This window comes from Caulobacter sp. S45, from assembly GCF_903642205.1.
Lineage (GTDB): Bacteria > Pseudomonadota > Alphaproteobacteria > Caulobacterales > Caulobacteraceae > CAHJWH01.
Window position 1 is genome coordinate 1 of the sequence record NZ_CAHJWH010000046.1, and the last position, 18,242, is coordinate 18,242.

Annotated in this window: 18 protein-coding genes; 12 read left to right on the forward strand and 6 right to left on the reverse strand. The window is 68.9% G+C overall.

The annotated features are described in order from the left end of the window. Positions 1–47: 47 nt before the first annotated feature. A complete protein-coding gene (locus HUV06_RS06865) occupies positions 48–2,690 on the forward strand; it encodes a ligase-associated DNA damage response DEXH box helicase (RefSeq protein WP_371811013.1) in 2,643 nt (880 codons plus the stop codon). Between the two features lie 25 nt (positions 2,691–2,715). Here the strand turns inward: HUV06_RS06865 and HUV06_RS06870 are convergent, their stop codons facing one another. From HUV06_RS06870 to HUV06_RS06890, 5 genes are all read right to left on the reverse strand, one after another. Beyond that, positions 2,716–3,543, reverse strand: a complete 828-nt coding sequence (locus tag HUV06_RS06870) for an enoyl-ACP reductase (protein ID WP_174300527.1) — start codon at positions 3,541–3,543, stop codon at positions 2,716–2,718. 88 nt (positions 3,544–3,631) lie between these two features. Then, the gene (locus tag HUV06_RS06875) at positions 3,632–3,829 is read right to left on the reverse strand and encodes a hypothetical protein (RefSeq protein ID WP_254600937.1); all 198 of its coding nucleotides are present in this window, start codon (positions 3,827–3,829) and stop codon (positions 3,632–3,634) included. A 63-nt stretch (positions 3,830–3,892) separates the two neighbouring features. Beyond that, positions 3,893–4,996: a DNA-processing protein DprA gene (dprA, locus tag HUV06_RS06880; protein WP_174300528.1), complete on the reverse strand. Its 1,104-nt coding sequence runs from the start codon at positions 4,994–4,996 to the stop codon at positions 3,893–3,895. Continuing rightward, a complete protein-coding gene (gene plsY / locus HUV06_RS06885) occupies positions 4,993–5,616 on the reverse strand; it encodes a glycerol-3-phosphate 1-O-acyltransferase PlsY (protein WP_174300529.1) in 624 nt (207 codons plus the stop codon). The genes dprA and plsY overlap by 4 nt, the downstream gene beginning before the upstream one ends. Before the next feature lie 101 nt (positions 5,617–5,717). Then, on the reverse strand, positions 5,718–6,368 hold the full coding sequence (locus tag HUV06_RS06890; protein ID WP_174300530.1) for an alpha/beta hydrolase: 651 nt from the start codon (positions 6,366–6,368) through the stop codon (positions 5,718–5,720). Between the two features lie 225 nt (positions 6,369–6,593). Here HUV06_RS06890 and HUV06_RS06895 point away from each other — a divergent pair, with 225 nt between their 5' ends. The 10 genes from HUV06_RS06895 to HUV06_RS06940 all read left to right on the forward strand — a co-directional run bounded on the left by HUV06_RS06895 (position 6,594) and on the right by HUV06_RS06940 (position 14,759). Then, the gene (locus HUV06_RS06895; RefSeq protein ID WP_174300531.1) at positions 6,594–7,037 is read left to right on the forward strand and encodes an Rrf2 family transcriptional regulator; all 444 of its coding nucleotides are present in this window, start codon (positions 6,594–6,596) and stop codon (positions 7,035–7,037) included. Next, positions 7,034–8,197: a cysteine desulfurase family protein gene (locus HUV06_RS06900; RefSeq protein ID WP_174300532.1), complete on the forward strand. Its 1,164-nt coding sequence runs from the start codon at positions 7,034–7,036 to the stop codon at positions 8,195–8,197. Before HUV06_RS06895 ends, HUV06_RS06900 begins: the two co-directional genes overlap by 4 nt. Next, the gene (gene sufB, locus HUV06_RS06905) at positions 8,197–9,669 is read left to right on the forward strand and encodes a Fe-S cluster assembly protein SufB (RefSeq protein ID WP_174300533.1); all 1,473 of its coding nucleotides are present in this window, start codon (positions 8,197–8,199) and stop codon (positions 9,667–9,669) included. Before HUV06_RS06900 ends, sufB begins: the two co-directional genes overlap by 1 nt. Then, entirely contained in the window at positions 9,669–10,088 is a 420-nt protein-coding gene (locus HUV06_RS06910; protein ID WP_174300534.1) for a hypothetical protein, read from the forward strand. The genes sufB and HUV06_RS06910 overlap by 1 nt, the downstream gene beginning before the upstream one ends. Beyond that, complete coding sequence (locus tag HUV06_RS06915; RefSeq protein WP_174300535.1) at positions 10,085–10,384, forward strand: type II toxin-antitoxin system RelE/ParE family toxin; 300 nt, start codon at positions 10,085–10,087, stop codon at positions 10,382–10,384. The genes HUV06_RS06910 and HUV06_RS06915 overlap by 4 nt, the downstream gene beginning before the upstream one ends. A 359-nt stretch (positions 10,385–10,743) precedes the next feature. Next, on the forward strand, positions 10,744–11,496 hold the full coding sequence (gene sufC, locus HUV06_RS06920) for a Fe-S cluster assembly ATPase SufC (protein ID WP_174300536.1): 753 nt from the start codon (positions 10,744–10,746) through the stop codon (positions 11,494–11,496). After that, positions 11,493–12,536: a Fe-S cluster assembly protein SufD gene (gene sufD / locus HUV06_RS06925; protein WP_174300537.1), complete on the forward strand. Its 1,044-nt coding sequence runs from the start codon at positions 11,493–11,495 to the stop codon at positions 12,534–12,536. Before sufC ends, sufD begins: the two co-directional genes overlap by 4 nt. Before the next feature lie 64 nt (positions 12,537–12,600). After that, complete coding sequence (locus HUV06_RS06930; RefSeq protein WP_174300544.1) at positions 12,601–13,887, forward strand: cysteine desulfurase; 1,287 nt, start codon at positions 12,601–12,603, stop codon at positions 13,885–13,887. Between the two features lie 107 nt (positions 13,888–13,994). Beyond that, positions 13,995–14,354 (forward strand): SUF system Fe-S cluster assembly protein, encoded by a 360-nt coding sequence (locus HUV06_RS06935; protein ID WP_371811014.1) that lies wholly within the window; start codon positions 13,995–13,997, stop codon positions 14,352–14,354. A 12-nt stretch (positions 14,355–14,366) separates the two neighbouring features. Further along, positions 14,367–14,759: an iron-sulfur cluster assembly accessory protein gene (locus HUV06_RS06940; protein ID WP_174300539.1), complete on the forward strand. Its 393-nt coding sequence runs from the start codon at positions 14,367–14,369 to the stop codon at positions 14,757–14,759. A 147-nt stretch (positions 14,760–14,906) separates the two neighbouring features. On the opposite strand, the gene HUV06_RS06945 is transcribed toward HUV06_RS06940, so the two are convergent. Further along, positions 14,907–16,124, reverse strand: coding sequence for a DUF2252 family protein (locus HUV06_RS06945; protein ID WP_174300540.1), 1,218 nt, complete (start codon positions 16,122–16,124; stop codon positions 14,907–14,909). A gap of 173 nt (positions 16,125–16,297) precedes the next feature. Between HUV06_RS06945 and HUV06_RS06950 the strand changes: the two genes are divergently transcribed. After that, complete coding sequence (locus HUV06_RS06950; RefSeq protein WP_174300541.1) at positions 16,298–18,139, forward strand: DUF885 family protein; 1,842 nt, start codon at positions 16,298–16,300, stop codon at positions 18,137–18,139. Positions 18,140–18,242 lie beyond the last annotated feature (103 nt).

Here is an 18,242-nt window from a genome sequence, read left to right on the forward strand (position 1 = left end):
CGCACATCTAAGCGCCCGTGGGCTGAAACGGAACGCGAACGTGCTATATGGGACAGATGGACGCCGCTGCGCCCTTCGGGTCGGTCGAGGACCTGCTCCCGCTGCGCTTCCGCGACTGGTTCGCCGGCCGGGGCTGGAGCATCCGACCGCACCAGCTGGAGATGATCGCCAAGGCGCGTGCGGGCCGCGACGCCCTGCTGATCGCCCCCACCGGCGGGGGCAAGACGCTGGCTGGCTTCCTGCCGAGCCTGATCCAGCTCGCCGCGCGTCCGCCGTCCGCCGGGCCGCGCGGCGTGCACACCCTCTACCTGTCGCCGCTGAAGGCGCTGGCCGTGGACGTGCACCGCAACCTGGAAGCGCCGATCGCCGAGATGAGCTTGCCGATCAGCGTGGAGGCGCGCACCGGCGACACCAGCCTGGCCAAGCGTGCGCGCCAGCGGCTGCACCCGCCCGACATCCTGCTGACCACGCCCGAGCAGCTCGCCCTGTTCTGCGCCTGGCCGGGCTCGCGCGAGTATTTCAACGACCTGTCGGTGGTGATCCTGGACGAGATCCACGCGGTTCATGGGAGCAAGCGCGGGGACCTGCTGAACCTGGCGCTCGCGCGCCTGCAGAAGTTCTCGCCGGGGATGCGGCGGGTGGGGCTGTCGGCGACGGTGAACGACCCGGACATGCTGCTGCGGTGGCTGGTGGGGCAGGGCGGGGCGGCGGCTGGCCCGCTCCACCACGCTGTGCGTGGTCCCCCTCCCCCAGTGGGGGAGGATCAAGAGCGGCCACCCTCCTTTGATCTCCCCCCCTCGGGGGGAGGGGACCAAGCGCAGCCTGGTGAGGGGGGCCTTGCCGCCGCCCGGATGGCCGACCTCGTCCTCGGCGCGCCAGGCGCGCCGCCGGTGGTGGACATGCTACTCACCGACAAGCCCGCGCCGTGGAGCGGCTGGACCGCCAAGCACGCCATCCCCGACGTTCTTGAAGCCATCAAGGACGCCAAGACCGTACTCGTCTTCGTGAACACCCGCTTCCAGGCGGAGCTCAGCTTCCAGATGCTGTGGGAGATCAACGACGACAACCTGCCCATCGCCCTCCACCACGGATCGCTCGCCGTGGAGCAGCGCCGCAAGGTCGAGGCGGCCATGGGGCGGGGCGAACTTCGCGCCGTGGTCTGCACCTCCACGCTCGACCTCGGCATCGACTGGGGCGCGGTGGACCTGGTCATCCAGCTTGCGGCCCCCAAGGGAAGCGCCCGGCTGATCCAGCGCATCGGCCGCGCCAACCACCGGCTGGACGAACCCTCCCGCGCCCTGCTGGTGCCCGCGCACCGGTTCGAGATGCTGGAGTGCCAAGCCGCGCGTGAGGCCGTCGCCGCCAACGACCTGGACGGCGACCCCGAGCGGATCGGCGCGCGCGACATCCTGGCCCAGCACGTCATGGGCCTAGCCTGCGCCGAGCCCTTCGACCTGGTCGATCTCTACGACGAGCTGCGCAGCTCCGCTCCCTATGCCGCGCTCAGCTGGCAGGAGTACGAGCAGGTGGTCGATTTCGTCGCCACCGGCGGTTACGCGCTTCGCACCTATGATCGCTTCCGCCGGATCGTCCGCACCGAGGACGGCCTCTACAAGGTGCGCGACGGCCCGACCGCCCAGCGCCACCGCATGAACGTGGGCGCTATCGTGGACACCCCCATGCTGTCCATCCGCATCGCCTCGGTCCGCTCAAACAAGAAGGTCGGCGGCCGCAAGGTGGGCGAGATGGAGGAGAGCTATCTGGAGCAGCTCGCCCCAGGCGACACCTTCCTGTTCGGGGGGACCATCTGGAGCTTTGAGGGCATCACCGGCCTGGACGCCCTGGTCCGCCCCGCGCCTCCGGGGACCGAGCCCAAGGTGCCGAGCTGGGCGGGATCCAAGTTCGCGCTCTCCACGTACCTGGCCGCCCGGGTGCGCCGCATGATCGCCGAGCGGGACCACTGGCACGTGCTGGCGCCCGACGTGCAGGAGTGGCTGCAGGTGCAGGACGCCCGCTCCCACATTCCCTCCACCGACGAGATGCTGCTGGAGACCTTCCAGCGGGGCAAGCGCTGCTATCTGGTCTGCTACCCCTTCGACGGGCGCATCAGCCATGGCACGCTCGCCCAACTGCTGACCCGCAGGCTTGAGCGGCTGGGCAAGCGGCCGCTGGGATTCGTCGCCAACGACTATGCGCTGGCCATCTGGGCCATGAAGCCCATGGACGATCTGGACCTGGACGCCCTGTTCCAGCAGGACATGCTGGGCGACGACCTGGAGACCTGGCTGGACGAAAGCTTCATGATGAAGCGCACCTTCCGCCACTGCGCCATCCTGTCGGGGCTCATCGAGCGGCGGCTGCCCGGCAAGGAGAAGACCGGCCGCCAGGTCACCTTCTCCACCGACCTGATCTACGATGCGCTCCGCCGCCATCAGCCCGACCACCTGCTGCTCCAGTGCGCGCGGGCGGATGCCGCGACGGGTCTGCTGGACGTGGCGCGGGTGGCCAAGCTGCTGGACCGCATCCGCGGGCGGATCGTGGCGCGCGCCCTGCCGCGCGTGTCGCCGTTCGCGGTCCCTGTGCTGCTGGAGATTGGGCGCGAGACCGTGTCCGGCGCGGCGGACGCGCTGATGGAAGAGTCGGCCGAGGAGCTGATCGCGGAAGCCATGAGGCTGGAGCCTCCGCTATGACGTCCGCCTCTCTCGCAAGGAAGCCTCAGTCCGGCTCTTCATCCGGCAGGCCCACTATGTGGAAGCCGGCGTCCACGTGGATCACCTCGCCCGTTGTCGATCTTCCGAGGTCCGACAGCAGCCAGAGCGCACAGCCGCCGACGCTCTCCACCGAGGTGTCCTCGCGCATCGGCGCCCAGGTGCGCCCTCGCGACAGCATGCCCCGGCCGCCCGAGATGCCGGCCAGGGAGAGCGTCCGCACCGCCCCCGCAGAAATGGCGTTGGCGCGGATTTTCTGAGGACCCAGGTCGCGGGCGATGTAGCGCGTCGACGCTTCGAGCGCCGCCTTGGCCACCCCCATGACGTTGTAGTTCGGGACGGTCCGCTCGGAGCCTAGATAGGTCAGCGTCACCAGAGACCCGCCGTTCGGCATCAGCTTTGACGCCCGCCTGGCCACGTCCACGAACGAATAGGCGCTGATATCCATGGAGCGGGCGAAATTGGCGCGCGTGGTGTTCTCGACGAACGAGCCCTTGAGCTCGTTCTTGTCGGAGAAGGCGATGGCGTGGACCAGGAAGTCCAGCGTGCCGAAAGTCTCCTCCACCGTCCTGAAGGCCGCGTCCATGGAAGCGTCGTCGGTGACCTCGCAGGGGATCAGCGTCTTGACGCCGATGGTGTCCGCGAGCGGCCGCACGCGGCGTTCCATGCTGCCCAGGATGGTGAAGGCCATCTCCGCGCCCTGGGATGCGAGCACGCGCGCTATGCCCCAGGCGATGGAGTCCTTGTTGGCCACGCCCATGACCACGCCGCGCTTGCCCGCCATCAGGGCGCCCTGTGGCAGGGTCTCCGGGGTCAGCCACTGATCTTCGGCCATGTATGCTCCCGACTCCGACGCCTTGGTTCAGGCGATCCGGTCTAGGGCCTAGACCGGATCGCCTCAACACGTCCGTTTCGGCTGGCGGCTACTGCGGACGGCCGGTGGCGGGATCGGTCCTGGTCTTGTCGGTCTTGGTGGACTGCTCGGCGCCCTCAGGCTCGGTAGCGGGGCGGGGCGGGTTGTCGCCGTGGGCGCTGAGGTTGTCGTTCTCCGTCCCGTGACTGTGATCACGGCCGCTGTCGAGCGGATGACGGCGGTCGTCGGGCATTGTGGGAGTGGGCATCGACGGCTCCTTCTTCGGGATTAGAACGCCGGAGTGGGCCCGGATGATCCGCCGCCGCCGAGGTCAGTCCATGCGCGCCACCAGACCGCCGGACAGAAGCTCCGCCCGGCCGGCCAGGGACAGTTCCACCAGGGCTGCGAGCACGCCGGGCGCCGGTTCTCCCAGGGCGCGCACGATCTCGTCACGCGGGACAGGCGTCGGCGAGAGCAGGGCATAGGCGCGTTCGCGCAGCCTGTCCGCCGCCGCATTCAATGCTGCGTCCTCCTCGCCCATCGGCGTGAACAGCTCCAGTTGGGGTTCGCGCGCTCGGTGCAGGTCCGCCAGGACGCGCAGCACGTCGTCCACGCCCTCGCACAGCGCCGCACCCTGGCGGATCAGCTCGTTGGGGCCCTTGGCGCGGGGGTCCAGGGGTGAGCCCGGCACAGCGAAGACCTCACGCCCCTGCTCGGCGGCCAGGCGCGCGGTGATCAGCGAGCCGGAGCGCTGCTCCGCCTCCACCACGACAACCCCCAGCGAGAGCCCGGAGATGATCCGGTTGCGACGCGGAAAGTCGCGCGCCGTGGCCCGGCGGCCCACCGCGTTCTCGGACACGATGCAACCCTGGGAGACGACGCGGTCGTACAGGCCGGCGTGTTCAGGGGGATAGATGTCGTCCACGCCGCCGGCCAGCACGGCGGCCGTGCCGCTGGCCAGGGCGCCCTCGTGCGCCGCGCCGTCGACCCCCCGGGCGAGGCCCGAGACGACCACATAGCCCGCCTGTCCGAGATCGGCGGCCAGGGCGCGGGCGAACCGCTGGCCGGCCGCCGAGGCGATCCGCGCGCCTACGATCGCCACGCAGGGCCTGGCGAGCAGATCGACGTGCCCGCGCGCCCAGAGCACGGGCGGGGGCGGGTCGATCTCGGCCAGCAGGGGGGGAAAGGCCGCTTCGCCTGCGGTGAGCAGGGTGGCGCCGAGCGCGCGCCCTGCGTCGATCTCCCGCTGGGCGTCTGCGCTGCTGCAGACCTTCAGGGGACCCGGACGGCCGCCCCGGCGTGCGAGGTCGGGCAGGGCGCCCAGCGCCCGGCCGGCCGAGCCGTAGCGGCCCACCAGCTCCCGCCAGGCCACCGGCCCCACGCCCTCGGTACGGGTCAGGCGCAGCCGATCCCGGCGCTCCGCCTCGCCGATCATGGAGCGGATGTCGCGGCGCGCCGGCCGACCTGCGGCTCCTGGCCGGCGAGCAACCGCGCGATGTTGGCGCGATGGCGCAGCACCACCAGGACGGCGGCGAACAGGATCAAGTCGCGGACCGCCGGCGCGGCGTGGATCAACGCCGCATAGACTGGCGACAGCGCCGCCGCGGCAAGGCCTGAGAGCGAGGATATCCGAAACACGGCAAGCACCAGCAGCCAGGTGGCCAGCGCCAGCAACCCCGCAGGCCACGCCGCCGCGAGCATGACGCCCAGCGCGGTGGCTACGCCCTTGCCGCCCTTGAAACCTAGCCACACCGGGAACAGGTGACCCATGAACGCCGAGCCGCCGGCCAGGGCGCCGGCCGTCTCGCCCCAAAGCGCCCGCGCCAGCACCACTGCCAGCGCGCCCTTCCCGGCGTCGCCGAGCAGGGTGAGGATCGCAAGGTCTTTGCGGCCGGTGCGCAAGACGTTGGTGGCTCCGATGTTGCCGGAGCCGATGTCGCGCACATCGCCTGCGCCGCCCCAGCGTGTGACGAGCACGCCGAATGGCACGGAGCCGATCAGGTAGCCGCCCAGAAGGACGGCCACGAGGGCGAAGGGTGTCAGTCCGAGCAGCATGGGCGCAACCTTAAGGGGCGGCCTCCACGGCGCGCAAGGCCGTGTCCAGGACTCGACGGCGCCGCTGCAGGCCTCTCCACCTCCTCGATGACGACAGACGCCTAGCCCGCCAGCCCGTTCATCCGCTGGTCGAGATAGTGACCGACATGGTTTTCCACCGCGGGCAGGTGCTGGGACCAGTAGTGATTGGCGCCCTCCACCAGTTCATAGGCGATGGAGATACCCTTCTGGGTGCGCAGCTTGGCGACGACCCGCTCCACCTCCACCGGAGTGGTGACGTTGTCTGCACCGCCATGCAGGATCAGCCCGGAGGCGGGGCAGGGGGCCAGGAAGCTGAAGTCCTGGATGTTGGTGGGCGGCGAGACGGAGACGAAGCCGTCCGTCTCCGGCCGCCGCATCAGCAGCTGCATGCCGATCCATGCCCCAAACTGGTAGCCGGCCACCCAGCATTGGGAGGCGGTGGGGTTGCTGGTCTGCAGCCAATCGAGTGCAGAGGCGGCGTCGGCCAGCTCGCCGATGCCGCTGTCGAACTCGCCCTGGCTCTTGCCGACGCCGCGGAAGTTGAACCGCAGGGTGGCGAAGCCGCGCTTCATGAACAGATGGTAGAGCTGCACCGCCACGGGGTTGTTCATGTGCCCACCCGCCTTGGGATGGGGATGCAGAATCAGCGCGATGGGCGCGTTGTCGGTCTTGGGCGGGGCGTAGCGGCCTTCCAGGCGGCCGCTCGCGCCGGTCAGGATCACCTCGGGCATGGTCTTCGCACTTCCTTCTGCTCCGAAGCGGGGCCAGGGCCTCATCGCGCCACGGAATACTTGATCGGCGTACTTGGTTTTCCTACATTGCGGACATCAGTGAAATGCGCGCGCCTGCCGGAAAGCGGCGGTCCTTAGCACAGGCCGCGGTCGGCGGGGCGTCGTTTCTCTCATCCCGGCGCATGGGCGCAGGGACGGGCTTCAAGGCGGGATCGGCGTCGAACCATGCGTCTGGGCACCAAGGGACGCTACGCGGTGATGGCCATGACCGATCTCGCCCGCCACGGGCGGGAGAGGGCCGTCACCCTGGCCGAGATCGCGGGACGCCAGGAGATCTCGCAAGCCTATCTTGAGCAGCTGTTCGCAGCCCTGCGCCGGCGCGGCCTCGTGGCCAGTGTGCGCGGACCCGGCGGCGGCTATCGCCTCGGCCGGTCAGCGGAGCTGATCAGCGTGGTCGAGGTTGTCCGCGCAGTGGACGAGCCGCTGACCGCCACCCGCTGCGAGGGGGCAAGCACCGGCTGCCTTGGCGGCGGCGAACGCTGCGCGACCCATGACCTTTGGGACGCGTTGGGCGACCGTATCTCTGACTTTCTGGGAGCGGTGTCGCTGGAGGACGTCGTGCAGCGTCGGGTGAAGTCCCACGTCTCGGCGTCGGCGGAGGCGGCATGAGCGCCTCACGCCGCACCTATCTCGACCACAACGCTACCTCGCCGCTCCGGCCCGAGGCGCGAGACGCCCTGCTCGACGCGCTGCAGGCGGTCGGCAATTCGTCCTCGGTGCACGCCAGCGGCCGGGCCGCGCGGGAGCGGCTGGAGACGGCGCGTATGGCCGTTGCCGGGCTCGTCAATGCATCGTCGGAGCGGCTGGTGTTCACCAGCGGCGGCACGGAGGCCAACGCCCTGGCGATCGGAAGTGCGGCGACTTCCGGCGCTCACGGCCGGCTGCTGATCGGCGCCACCGAGCATGATGCAGTGACGAACAGCGCCCGCGCAACCGGGCTGCCGATCGAGACCTGGCCCGTAGACGCGGACGGTGTGGCGGAGCTGTCCTGGCTGGCCGAGCGGCTCGCTAGGTGGAGTCCGCAGGACGGCCGGCCCTTCATCGCCGTGATGCTGGCCAACAACGAGACAGGTGTGGTGCAGCCGGTGGCCGAGACGGCAGCCCTCGTCGGGGCCTTCGGAGGCTGGCTGCACGTGGACGCAGTGCAGGCGGCGGGCAAGATCGCAGTCGACCTCGACGCGCTGGGCGCCCGCACCCTGGCCCTGTCGGCGCACAAGTTGGGCGGGCCACAGGGTGTCGGCGCCCTGGCCTATGCCGAAGGTGCGGCCGTGCGACCGAGCCTGCACGGCGGCGGACAGGAGCGCGGGCTTCGCGCCGGCACGGAGAACGTGGCGGGCGCCGCAGCGTTCGGCGCGGCGGCCAGAGCGGCCCTTCGAGACCTGCCGACCGCGAGCGGCCAAGCCGCTTGGCGCGATGCAGCCGACGCGCGGCTCAGGGCCGCCGGAGTGCGGATCGCGGGCGAGAGCGTATCGCGCCTGCCGGGCACGCTCTGTCTTGCGGCGGCCGGTTTTGCGTCGGCGCTGCAGGTGATGGCGCTCGACTTGGAGGGCGTGGAGGTCAGCGCCGGCGCGGCCTGCTCCTCGGGTAAGGTGAAGCCGAGCGGCGTTCTGGCCGCGATGGGCTACGGAGAGCTGGCGGCCGGCGCCCTGCGCGCTTCGGGCGGCTGGAATACGACACAAGCTGACTGGGACCGCTTCGCCGACGTTTGGCTGGCGGTCCATGCACGGCGCGCGCGTTCGAGCGCTGCGCGGATGAAGGAGTACGCCTGATGGCCGCCGTTCAGCAGACCCTCGACACCGTCAAGGCGCTGGAGGTCGACAAGTACGTCCACGGCTTCGTCACCGACATCGAGACGGAGTTCGCGGCCAAGGGGCTGGACGCCGACACCGTGCGCTTCATCTCCGCCAAGAAGGGCGAGCCGCAGTGGATGCTCGACTGGCGATTGGAGGCGTTCTCGCGCTGGCAGGCGATGGAAGAGCCCAACTGGGCCAAGATCGGCTATCCGCCTATCGACTATCAGAACCTCTATTACTACGCCGCGCCGAAGAAGAAGGTGCTGCTGGACAGCCTGGATCAGGTCGATCCGGAGCTTCTGGCGACCTACGCCAAGCTCGGCATCCCGCTGCGCGAGCAGGAGACCCTGGCCGGCGTCAAGACCGCGCCACGGGTGGCGGTGGACGCGGTGTTCGACAGCGTGTCGGTCGCCACCACCTTCAAGGCCGAGCTGGCCAAGGCGGGCGTGCTGTTCATGCCGATCAGCGAGGCGTTGCAGGAGCATCCGGAGCTGGTGCGCAAGTACCTGGGCTCGGTGGTGCCGACGTCGGACAACTACTTCGCCTGCCTGAACGCGGCGGTCTTCTCCGACGGCTCCTTCGTCTACGTGCCGCCGGGCGTGCGCTGCCCCATGGAGCTGTCGACCTACTTCCGCATCAATGCGGAGAACACCGGCCAGTTCGAGCGCACCCTGATCATCGCCGACCGCGGCAGCTATGTCAGCTACCTGGAAGGCTGCACCGCCCCCATGCGCGACGAGAACCAGCTGCACGCCGCGGTGGTGGAGCTGGTGGCGCTGGAGAACTCCGAGATCAAGTATTCCACCGTCCAGAACTGGTATCCAGGCGATGCGGAGGGCCGGGGCGGCATCTACAACTTCGTCACCAAGCGCGCCGACTGCCGGGAGGCTCGCGCCAAGGTCAGCTGGACCCAGGTGGAGACCGGCTCCGCGGTCACCTGGAAGTATCCGTCCTGCATCCTGCGCGGCGACGACAGCTCCGGCGAGTTCTATTCGATCGCGGTGACCAACGGCCGCCAGCAGGCCGACACCGGCACCAAGATGATCCACCTGGGCAAGAACACCCGCTCGCGCATCATCAGCAAGGGCATCTCCGCCGGCCGCTCCTCCAACACCTACCGCGGCTTGGTGAGTTCGCACCGGAACGCCAAGGGCGCGCGCAACTTCACCCAGTGCGACAGCCTGCTCATCGGCAAGGCGTGCGGCGCCCACACCGTGCCCTATGTGGAGGCCAAGAACGCCTCCAGCGTCTTCGAGCACGAGGCCACCACGACGAGGCTCTCCGACGACCAGCTGTTCTACTGCCAGAGCCGTGGGTTATCGACCGAGGAGAGCGTGGCGCTCCTGGTCAACGGCTTCGTCCGCGACGTCCTGCAGGAACTGCCGATGGAGTTCGCGGTGGAGGCGCAGAAGCTGGTGGCCGTGAGCCTGGAAGGGAGCGTCGGGTGATGGCGTTTGCGGAGAAGACGACCGAACGGGCCGAGGGACCTGAGTTGTTTCCTATCGCCCTAAAGCTCGACCATGACGCCCACGAGCTGATGCTCGAACTGATGCAGAGAACCGGGTGGGACGCCTCCGAGCTGGTCGGCTGGGCGCTCGGCGCCTACTGGCGCGAGATGGAAGGTATCGTCCTTCCGCCGCCGCCTGACGAGGATATCGAGAAAGTGCTGGCCGAGAGCGATGCGGACATCGCCGCTGGCCGCACCTTCTCGAACGAGGAGGTTTTCGGCCGTATCGCGATTAGGGGGCAGCACGCCTGGAGCGAGGCCGATCTCGCCGCCATCCGCAGGGCGGTCGCTCAGGCCAACCGTGGCGATCTCACGCCGCAAAGCGTCGTAGAGCGCGAGATCAATGATCTCCTGCGGTGATCGACATTGTTTTCTGGACGGCGGATGCGAGGGCCGATCTGCTTGAACTCACCTCCTATCTGGCCAAGTATGACCCGCGCGTCGCCAGGCGAGCCGCCATCAGGTTCTTCAACGCTGCCAATCGTCTCGCGGAATCGCCGGCTATGGGACGCCCCGGAGCCGAGCCCGGCACGCGGGAACTCAGCATCTCTAATTGGAAGCGCGTGATGATCTACCGCATCATGAACGATCGAGTCGAAGTCCTGGCCCTGCGCGACCCGCGTCGTAAGTCCAATGACGAGATCACGGCAGGATAGCTCATGCGCGCCAGCTCAGATGGGGGTTTCGGCGACGCTTGCGCTCGGCTCGGCCTGACAGCCGAAGATGTCGGGTCGTGGGATGACGACGGCTGCTTTTTCGAGGGTGCAGACGGCCGGCAAGTGAAGAGGAAGGACGACGTTCTTTTGACCCGACCTGTTCCGGTTTCATGCGGTGTGGGCTGGAGAGGAGGCGATGCGCAACCGGGCTGCAGAGCCACCGTCCTCATGTTTAGCAGCGGTCCTCATGGCGTCGCCGAGCTTGAATGCTACTCCGAGCCGGAAGGATTCGCTTTTGGCTGGGAGGAAACCTCCCATCTGAAGCTGTTCAGAACGACTGAAGAGAAGTGGCCGAAGTGATGCTTTCCATTCAAAACCTCCACGTGTCGGTCGACGAGACCAAGCCCATCCTGCGCGGCCTGTCGCTCGACGTGCCCGCAGGTGAGGTGCACGCCATCATGGGGCCGAACGGGGCGGGGAAGTCGACGCTCGGCTACACGCTGGCGGGGCGCGGCGGCTATGACGTTACCCAAGGCTCGGTGACGCTGGACGGGGAGGACCTGCTGGCGCTCGCGCCTGACCAGCGCGCGGCCAAGGGCGTGTTCCTGTCCTTTCAGTACCCCATGGAGATCCCGGGCGTGCCGGCGCTCACCTTCGTGCGCACGGCCTTGAACGCCCAGCGCAAGGCGCGCGGCGAGCCCGAGATGGGCGCGCCGGAGTTCCTGAAGCGTGTGCGGGCCGAGGCCGCCAGCCTGAAGATGGACTTCGACATGCTGCGGCGGGGGCTGAACGTCGGCTTTTCCGGCGGCGAGAAGAAGCGGATGGAAATCCTGCAGATGGCGCTCTTGGAGCCCCGCCTGCTGATCCTGGACGAGACCGATTCGGGGCTCGACATCGATGCGCTCCGCATCGTGGCGGAGGGCGTGAACGCCATGCGCTCGCCCGAGCGCTCCATGCTGGTGATCACCCACTACCAGCGCCTGCTCGACTATATCCGGCCCGACAAGGTCCACGTGCTGGCGGCGGGGCGCATCGTGGCGTCCGGCGGCCCTGAGCTGGCTTTGACGCTGGAGCGTGAGGGCTACGACCGGATCGTGGCGGAGGCGGCATGAGCGCGCCCTTCCGCATCGACCTGCGCGACGTCTCCACCTTCCCCACGCGGCGGGACGAAGCCTGGCGCTGGAGCGACCTGCGCCGCGCGCTCGGCGGCGAACCGGTGGTGGCGGCGGCCTTCGAGATCGAACCGCCGGGCGAAGGCGGTCCGTTCGCCTCGATCGCGGCTGACGAGACCGTCTTCGCCAACGGCCGACTGGCCGATGGCGAAACGCTGGCCCGGCTGACGCTCGCGGACAAGCCCCACCGGCTGCGGTTCGTCACGTCGGCGGAAGAGGGCGGCTGGCAGGCCGGCGCGGACGTTGTGGTCCCCGCAGGCGTGTCGGCGACCCTGCTCGAGACCTATGAGGGGCGAGGCGCCTATGTCGCAAGCGCCATCCTGCGCTTCAGCCTGGGCGCCGACGCCTCGGTGGAGCGAATCGTGCTGCTGGAGGAACCCGCCGCCGCCGTGTCGATCTCGGCGTCGGCGGTGTCGCTGGGCGCCGGGGCGCACTTCGCCCAGACGGTGGTCGCCACCGGCGCCAAGCTGCAGCGGCACGAGACGCATGTGGTGCATCCCGGCGGAGGGGCATCGGTGCGGATGGACGGCCTCTACCTGCTTGCCGACACGCGCCATGCCGATCTGACCACCGTGGTGGTGCACGAGGGTGGCGGCGAGACCTCGCAGATGTGCAAGGGCGTGGCGACTGATCGTGCCCGCGCGGTGTTCCAGGGCCAGATCGTGGTGAAGCCCGGCGCGGACGGGACCGACGCGCGCATGCGCCACGACGCCCTGCTCCTGTCCGACACCGCCGAGGTGGACGCCAAGCCGGAGCTTGAGATCTACGCCGACGACGTGAGCTGCGCCCACGGCAACACCGTCGGCGCCCTGGACGAGGAGGCGCTGTTCTACATCGCCTCCCGCGGCGTGCCGGAGGCGGAGGCCAAAGCCTTGCTGATGCAAGGCTTCATCGGCGAAGTGGTGGAGCGCATCACTCATGAGGGCGCTCGCGAGGTGGTGCGCGCCTTCGCAGCAGAGCGTCTGGAGGCGCTGACGTGATGGCCGTCGTCCTGCGTGCTTCGAGACACGCTCCCTCGGAGCGCTCCTCAGCATGACGAGCGTCATGAACCCCACAGCCCTTCGTCATCCTGAGGAGCCCGCCTTGGCGGGCGTCTCGAAGGACGCACTCCCGCGCCCCTTCGACATCGCCGCCATCCGCGCCCAGTTCCCCATCCTGTCGCGCCAGGTGAACGGCCGTCCGCTGGTCTATCTGGACAGCGCCGCCTCGTCCCAGAAGGTGCAGCCCTGCATCGACGCCATGGTGCACTCCATGACGCACAGCTATTCCAACGTGCACCGCGGCCTGCACACCCTGGCCAACGAGACCACCGAGGCCTACGAGGCCGCGCGTGAGAGCGTGACCCGCTTCGTCAACGCCCCGTCCTCGCGCCAGATCGTGTTCACCAAGGGCGCCACAGAGGCGATCAACCTGGTGGCCGCCTCGCTCGGCCTGCAGCTGCAACCCGGCGACGAGATCCTGGTGTCGGAGCTTGAGCACCACGCCAACATCATCCCCTGGCACTTCCTGCGCGAGCGCAAGGGCGTGGTGCTGCGCTTCATGCCGGTGCGCGACGACGGGAGCATCGACCTGGAGGCCGGCCTGAAGCTGATCGGGCCGAAGACCAAGGTCGTCGCGCTGAGCCACATGTCCAACGTCACCGGCGCCGTCCTCGACCCCGCCCCGGTGATCGCCGCGGCGAGGACGGTCGGCGCCCTGACCCTGCTCGACGGCTGCCAGGCCGTGGTCCATCTGCCGGTGGACGTGCAGGCGCTCGGCTGCGATTTCTACGTCTTCTCCGGCCACAAGCTGTTTGGGCCGACGGGCATCGGCGCCCTCTACGGCCGAGAAGACGCGCTCGCTCAACTGGCCCCCTACCAGGGCGGCGGCGAGATGATCGGCTCGGTGGCCATGGACGCCATCAGCTACGCCGACCCGCCCCATCGCTTCGAGGCCGGCACGCCGCCGATCCTGGAGGCGGTCGGCTGGGGCGCGGCGCTCGACTGGCTCATGGCTCAGGACCGCGGTGCGATCGCCGCCCACGAGCACGCGCTCTACGCCCGGTCGGTGGAGCGGCTGTCCGGCTGCAACTGGCTGCGCATACTGGGGACCACGCCGGACAAGGGCGCGATCCTCAGCTTCGAGGTGGAAGGCGCCCACGCCCACGACGTGGCTCAGTTGCTCGACCGCTACGGCGTGGCGGTGCGGGCCGGGACCCACTGCGCCGAGCCCCTGATGCGCCGCTTCGGCGTAACATCCAGCGCGCGCGCCTCGTTCGCCCTATATAACACCCTGGAAGAGGCGGACGCCTTCGCCGACGCCCTGATCAAAGCCCGCAGCTTCTTCGCCTGATCGTGGAAGACAGATTTCCGATGGACGACAGACCCTTCGATCCCCAGAGCGACGCCGCTCCGATCGCCCGCGACCTGCTCGACGTCTCGGGCGCCGCGTCTTCGGCGCTGCTGGACGACACGGCCGCCGCCGAGGAGGAATCTGCTCTGCCGCAGGAGGAGCTGGACCGGCTCACCGAGCAACTGGTCGTCCAGCTCAAGACCGTGTTCGACCCGGAAATCCCGGTCGACATCTACGAGCTTGGCCTGATCTACAAGGTCGACGTGTCAGACGAGCGCGACGTGCTGGTGGAGATGACGCTCACCGCCCCTGGCTGCCCCGTCGCCGGCGACATGCCGGGCTGGGTGCAGGACGCGGTGGTGAAGATCGAAGGTATCAAGTCCTGCAAGGTTGACCTGACCTTCAATCCGCCCTGGGACCCGTCGCGCATGTCTGACGAAGCCAAGCTCCAACTGAACATGTTTTGAGAGGTCCAGACCGTGACCGAACTCGCCTCCACCACCCGCACCCGTCGCCCGCGGCCTAAGCTCATTTCGCTGACCGACCGCGCCGCTGATCGTGTCCGCTCCATCCTGGAGAAGGGCGACAAGGCCTATGCGGGCCTGCGCGTCGGAGTGAAGAATGGCGGCTGCGCCGGCTCGGAGTACATCTTCGAGTACGCAGAGGCCGTCAATCCGCTGGACGAGGTGGTGGACGACAAGGGCGTGCGCATCCTCGTCGATCCCAAGGCGGTGCTGTTCCTGATCGGCACCGAGATCGACTACGAGACCTCGCGCCTGTCGGCCAAGTTCACCTTCAACAATCCTAACCAGACCGACGCCTGCGGCTGTGGGGAAAGTGTGACCCTGCTGCCGGCGGTGCTGGAGGGCTGAGCCTGGTCTGTCCTACCGACCTCTTAGTCGCCTCATCCTGAGCCTGTCGAAGGGACGAGGCGTCCGACCGCGGCTAGCGGCCTCGTCGTTCCACAGGCTCAGAATGCGGCCGACCTTGGCGGCGTGCTCGTGGGAACCGACGACGAGCTACGACGCCTTGTCCTCCGCCAGCGCGTATTTGCGGCAGTGCTCCAGGTAGGCGGACTCGTGCTGGCCGACCAACTCCACCACGCTGGTCCACAGCCATGAGGGCGCGTCCAGGGTCTTGGAGCGGCGGCGCTTCAGCGCCTTCAGCCACGCGGTCCGGTCGGCGAGGGTCATCTGCCGGCCGTGCGCCAGGCCCACCACGGCGGCGAGGTAGCGTGCGGCGGTCTTGGCATCCTCGCAGGTAAGGCTCTCCACTTCCAGCTTCAGGTCCTGGGGCGCGAGTTCGCGCAGCACGACGGGCTCCCCGTTCAGCTGCACCGCCAGCATCCGGTCGCCGAGGTTGGGCGAAAGGTGGCGCGCGCCTTCCACCACCCGCTTGGCGTTGTCCCTGGGCATGTCGGCGCTTTCCGCCGCCGGCGCTGCGGCCTCCACGGCGGCCTTGAGGTCGATCAGGGCCAGCTTGCGCTTCCTGCCCTCGCCAACGCCCACGATGGCCGCGTAGCGCACCCGCCCGAGCGAGCTGCAGCCCTTCATCCAGTAGGCCGCGTCGATCAGCTCCACCTTGTCCCCGGCGTCGCGCTTTTCCATGGAGGTGATCAAGGCGTGCACCTTGTCCTCCTTGAACAGGGCCTGCAGTGCAGTTCGCTCGTCGCTCTCCAGAGCCCAGAACCGCTTGCCGAGAGGGATGGTCGGGCTGGATCCCTCGATCCGTTCGTCCGCCAGGTGGCGCCAGCGTCGTCCGCCGGCCTTGCGCATCGCCACCCGCACAGCGTCAGGCGCCGGCAGCCGGCGCACCCCGCTGTCGCCATAGGCCAGCGCTTCCTCATAGCCGGCCATGGCCTCCTCCAGCATCCGCACGGAGGTGACGCCGGGGAGGTCGGAGCTGCGGCTGGCCATGGTCAGCGACAGGGCCAGGCGGATCAGGTCATGGGCCGGATTGCCGATGACCGTCTGGTCCACGTCGCGGATCTGCACCTCCACCTCTCCATCGGCGTCCACCAGAGGGCCGAGGTTGCCCACATGGCAGTCGCCGCAGATCCAGACCGACGGCCCGTCCGGCACCTCGGCGCTGCTGGCGGAGCGCAACCAGGCATAGAACTGGCGCGTGCTGCCGCGGACGTAGGCATGGGCGGAGCGCGCCATCTTGAGCTGGCGGGTGTGGTCCAGGATGGCGGCGCGCTTGTCATTGGTGGGTAGCTCCGACCGCCCGGGCCTCATGCACGACTATCCGCTGTCTGATGGACATGGCCGATGCGGCCGCGCCTCTTACGCAGGGCCGGCCCGCCCGTTCCGTTCAAAGCCGGGATAAAGCCCGATTGTGTCTGGGCCGACTTCACAGACAGTCATGCGCAGCCTTAGGCTCAGCCCTGACGCCGCCCTCGGGATGATCCATGCTCAACCGTCGTGACCTGCTCCAGACCGCCGCCGCTGTCGGCGCTTCCGCCCTGGCTCAGCCCGCGCTTGCCCAGCCGCATATGGCGCCGGGCTCCGGCGCCTATGTCACGCCGCTCAACGCCCTATTCGCCACCTTCATGCAGGAGCGGCTGGCGGCCCATCCGGAGTTCGCGACCGGCCTGGGCCTCGATACCGGTAAGCTCGCGCAATCTCGCCACCTGCTCTCCGACGCCTCTCCGGCCGGCGTGGCCGCGGACAAGGCCATGACCGCCTCCCAGTTCCAGCGCCTGAAGGCTTTCGACGCCAGCGGCCTCACCGGCCTGCCGCGCATCAACTACGACGCGGTGATGTTCGGGCTGCAGACCAGCGCGGCCGCCGACCGCCAGTTCGACTTCGGCGAGAACGGCGCGCGCTCACCCTACGTGCTGAGCCAGTTGACCGGCGCCTACCAGTCCGTCCCCACCTTCCTGGACACCCAGCACAAGATCGAGACGCCGGACGACGGCCAGGCCTATCTGGACCGGCTGCAGGCCTTCGGCCGGGTGCTGGACCAGGAGACTGAGCGCGCCCGCCATGACGAAGGCCTGGGCATGATCCCGCCGGACTTTATCCTGGACAAGGCGCTGGAGCAGATGCAGGCGCTGAACCGGCAGGGGTCGGAGGACTCCGTGCTGGTGCACTCCATCGTGCGCCGCACCAAGGAGAAGGGGATCGCTGGCGACTGGGACAAGCGGGCCACCGGCATCTACACCGACACGGTCCAGCCCGCCCTGCAGCGCCAGATCGACCAGGTGCGGCGCATGCGCGACCGCGCCACCTCCGCCGCCGGGATCGGATCACGCCCGCAAGGCATGGCCTACTACGCCGCGGGCCTCTTGAACTACACCACCGCCTCGCTGACGCCGCAGGAGGTGCACCGCATCGGGCTGGAGCAGACCCGCCAGTACCAGGACCGCATCGACGCCATCCTGAAGACGCAAGGCATGACCGGGGGCAGCGTCGGCGCACGGTTGAGCGCGCTGTCCAAGGACCCGCAGTACATCTATCCGGATTCCGACGCCGGCAAGGACCAGCTGATCGCCCACCTGAACCAGCTGGTGGCCCAGATCACACCGCGGCTGCCGCGCGACTTCACCACGCCGCCCACCGTGCCGCTGGAGATCCGGCGGGTGCCGCCGTACATCGAGGCGGGTGCGCCGCTCGGCTACTACAACTCGGCCTCGCTCGATGGATCGCGACCCGCGATCTACTACATCAACCTGAACCACACCGCCGACTGGCCGCGCTGGCTGGTGTCCAGCGTCACCTTCCACGAAGGGGTGCCCGGCCACCACCTGCAGATCTCCACCGCCCAGCACATCCCCGGCCAGCCCCTGATCCGCAAGACCGGCAACTATTCCGGCTATGCGGAGGGCTGGGCCCTGTATGCCGAGCAGCTCGCCGACGAGCTCGGCATGTACGACGCCGATCCGCTCGGGCGGGTGGGCTATCTGAAGTCGGAGCTGTGGCGCGCCTGCCGCATGGTGCTGGACACCGGCGTCCACACCATGGGCTGGACGCGCGAGTACGCCATCCAGTGGAAGATGGACAACGACGGGTCCTTGCAGAGCGGCGCCGCCAACGAGGTGGAGCGCTACTGCGTCTGGCCGGGCCAGGCGCCGAGCTACAAGATCGGCCACACCATCATCAACCAGCTCCGCGACCAGGCGCGTGCGAGCCTGGGTCCTCGGTTCGACCTCAAGGCCTTCCACGACGTGGTGCTGAACTCAGGCTCGGTGCCGTTGGAGGTTCTGAAGGGCATGGGGGCGAAGTACGCGGCGACGGGGATGACGGCCTGACCGGATAGGCGTTGCGGTCTCATCTCCCCCTGCGCAGCGGGGGGAGGAGACCAGGCGCAGCCTGGTGACGGGGGCGTCGCCGCCGGCTCGATGGAATGGCGGC